Raw genomic sequence first — 3,464 nt, 5'->3', positions numbered from 1 at the left:
GGCGGGCTCGGCGGCGTCGGCCTCGCGCTGGCGCGCCACCTCGCGAGCGCGTGGCAGGCCCGGCTGGTGCTGCTGGGCCGCACCGAATTGCCGGCGCGTGCCGACTGGGCCCGGCTGGCCAATGACCCGCAGCAGCCGCTCGCGCTGCGCCGCAAGCTGCAGCAGCTGGTCGCGCTCGAAGCCACCGGTGCCGAGGTGATGACGGTCGCCGCCGATGTCAATGACGCGGCGCAACTGCGCGCTGCGCTCGCGCAGGTGCACCGGCGCTTCGGGCCGGTGCAGGGCGTCGTGCATGCCGTCGTGCACCCGGGCCGCGGGATGATCGCGCAGCGCAGCCGCGCGCAGGTCGAGGCCGCGTTCGAGCCCAAGCTGCACGGCACGCAAACGCTGCTGGAAGTGCTGCGCGACGAACCGCTCGACTACGTGCTGTTCTGCTCGTCGGTCGCCAGCCTGATCGGCGGCCTGGGCCGCAGCGACTACGCCGGCGCCAACGCCTACCTCGATGCGCTGGCGGTCGCGTCGCGCCGCACCGACGGGCCACCGCTGTTCTCGGTCAACTGGGATGCGTGGCGCGATGTCGGCATCGCGGTCGACATGGACCTGCCCGACGGCATCGGCCTCGACGAGCGCAGCGGCGTGGCCGCATTCGAGCGCATCGTCAACGGGCCGGACCTGCCGCAGACGGTGGTGTCGATCACGCCGCTCGCGCAGCGCTTCGGGCCGCTGGATGGCGGGATGCTGGATGTGATCGCGGCGTCGGCCAAGGCTTTGGCACCGGCGCGCAGCGGCCATCCGCGCCCGGTGCTGACGACGCCGTTCGCCGCTCCCGAAGGCGCGCTGCAGGAAGGCCTGGCCGCGCTGTGGACCGAGCTGCTCGGCATTGCACCGATCGGCGTGCACGACAACCTGTTCGAGCTCGGCGGCGATTCGCTGCTCGCGATCCGGCTGCTGTCGCGGGTGCGGCAGGCGCAGGGCGTCGAGTTGCATCCGGCGCTGTTCTTCAAGCTGCCGACGGTGGCCGCGCTGGCGCAGGCGGTGCGCGAGCGGGCGCCGCAGGCGGAGGCGGCGCAGGACGCCGCGATCACGCGCAGCGAGGGCGCCGTGGCGCCGATGTCGCCGGCCCAGCAGGGCCAGTGGTTCCTGTGGCAGCTCGATCCGGACAGCACCGCGTACCACGTCGGCGGCGGGCTGCGGCTGTCGGGCGCGCTCGACATGCCAGCGCTGCGGCGGGCGATCGGCGAGCTGGTGCAGCAGCACGACGGCTTGCGCACGGTGTTCCGCGAAGGCGAGGGCGGTGTGCTGGAGCAGGTGGTGCTCGACGACGTGGCGATCGAGATCCCGCTGATCGACCTGTCGCTGCTGCCGGCCGACCAGCGCGATGCACGTCGTCATGACGAGGCGCTGCGCATCGCCCGCACGCCGTTCGACCTGCGCCGCGGCCCGCTGCTGCGCGGTGCGCTGCTGCGGCGTGCGCCCGGCGAGCACGAGCTGCTGCTGATGCTGCACCACATCGTCTCCGATGCCTGGTCGGTCGAGCTGATGCTCGACGAGCTGGCGCAGCGCTATGCCGCGGCCTGCGAGGGCCGCAGCGCGGCGCTGCCGGCCCCTGCCATCCGCTACGGGGATTTCGCGGCCTGGCAGCGGCGCTGGCTCGCAGACGGCGAGGGCGCCCGGCAGCTCGCGTACTGGCGGCGGCAGATCGACGATCCGCAGGCGGTGCTCGCGCTGCCGACCGACCGGCCGCGCGAGGCCGCGGGCCGCAGCGGTGCGGCGCAGCACCTGGTCGACCTGCCGGCGGACCTGGTCGACGGCCTGAAACGTTCCGTCGCGAAGGAGGGCGCCACGCTCTTCATGGGGCTGATCGCGGCCTTCCACGCGCTGCTGCACCGGCACACCGGCCAGCCGCTGGTGCGCATCGGCGTGCCGGTCGCGAACCGCCAGCGGCCCGAGACGGCGCGCGTCGTCGGCTTCTTCATCAACACGCTGATGGTGCAGGCACGCGTCGACGGCCGCCAGCCGCTGATCGCGCTGCTGCAGCAGGTGCGCGATGCCGCGATCGACGCGCAGGCGCACCCCGACCTGCCGTTCGATCACCTCGTGGAGGCGCTGCGCCCGCCGCGCGTGCCGGGCGTCACGCCGCTGTTCCAGGTGATGTTCAACCACCTCGGGCAGGGCGGGCGCTCGCCGGGCGGCTGGCCCGGGCTGCAGGTCGGCCGCATCGACCTGGCCGAGCGTGCCGCGCCGTTCGAGCTGACGCTGGAGACGCAGGAGCTCGATGACGGCGGCGTGCGTGCCGCGTTCCGCTATGCCGATGCGTTGTTCGAGCCGCAGCGCATCGAACGGCTGGGCGCGCACTACGTGGCGCTGCTGCGGGCACTGGTCGGGCAGCCGCAGGCGCGCGTCGGCGAGGTCGCGTTGCTCGGCGCGGAAGACCAGGCGCTGCTGCGGCAGTGGGGCGTCAACGGCGAGCAGCATGCGTACGACGCACCGGTGCACCGGCTGTTCGAGCGGCAGGCCCGGGCGCAACCGCAGGCTGTTGTGCTGGCGTTCGGCGAGCAGGTTCTGCGCTACGGCGAACTGAACCGCCGCGCCAACYGGCTCGCGCATGCGCTGATCGCACGGGGCGTCGGTCCCGACTCCCGCGTCGGGATCGCGATGGAGCGTTCGTTCGAGATGGTCGTCGGCCTGCTCGCGATCCTGAAGGCCGGCGGTGCCTATGTGCCGCTGGACCCGGAGCATCCGGACGAGCGGCTGCATTACATGCTCGACGACAGCGGCATCGCGCTGCTGCTGACGCAGCCGCACCTGGCGGCGCGCTTCGGCGGCCGGCCGTCGCTGTCGCTGCTGGCAGTCGATGGCGCTGCGATCGACGGACCCGACACCGACCCCGCCGTCGTGCTGCACGGCCAGCACCTGGCCTACGTGATCTACACCTCCGGCTCGACCGGCCGGCCCAAGGGCGCCGCGAACCACCACCGCGYGCTGCACAACCGGCTCGCGTGGATGCAGCAGGCGCATGGCCTGACGCCCGACGACACCGTGCTGCAGAAGACGCCGTTCGGTTTCGACGTGTCGGTGTGGGAGTTCTTCTGGCCGCTGATGACCGGCGCGCGGCTGGTGCTGGCTGCCCCCGGCGAGCACAAGGATCCGGCGCGGCTCGCGGCGCTGATCCGCCGGCAGCGCGTGACGACGCTGCATTTCGTGCCGTCGATGCTGCAGGCCTTTCTCGCGCATGCCGAGGTCGAACGCTGCGACAGCCTAGTGCGTGTGATCTGCAGCGGCGAGGCACTGCCCGCCGAGGCGCAGAACGAGTTGCTGCGGCGCCTTCCACACGCGGGCCTGTTCAACCTCTATGGGCCGACCGAAGCGGCGATCGACGTGACGCAGTGGCGCTGCCAGGACGACGGCCGCGTGCGCGTCGCGATCGGCCGGCCGATCTCCGCCACCCGAACGCTGGTGCTCGA

The 3,464-nt window shown here is 72.9% G+C and carries 1 protein-coding gene; it reads left to right on the top strand.

Features of this window, described 5'->3' with window-relative positions; translation table 11 throughout:
* The coding region (locus AC1D01_RS25745) for an SDR family NAD(P)-dependent oxidoreductase (protein ID WP_477871415.1) at window positions 1-3,464 on the top strand (3,464 nt) is incomplete at both ends.

The sequence above is a fragment of the Rhizobacter sp. P3_B12 genome (assembly GCF_056402895.1).
Note: the sequence above shows the minus strand (reverse complement) of the source record. Positions and strands in the feature narration are given on the sequence as shown.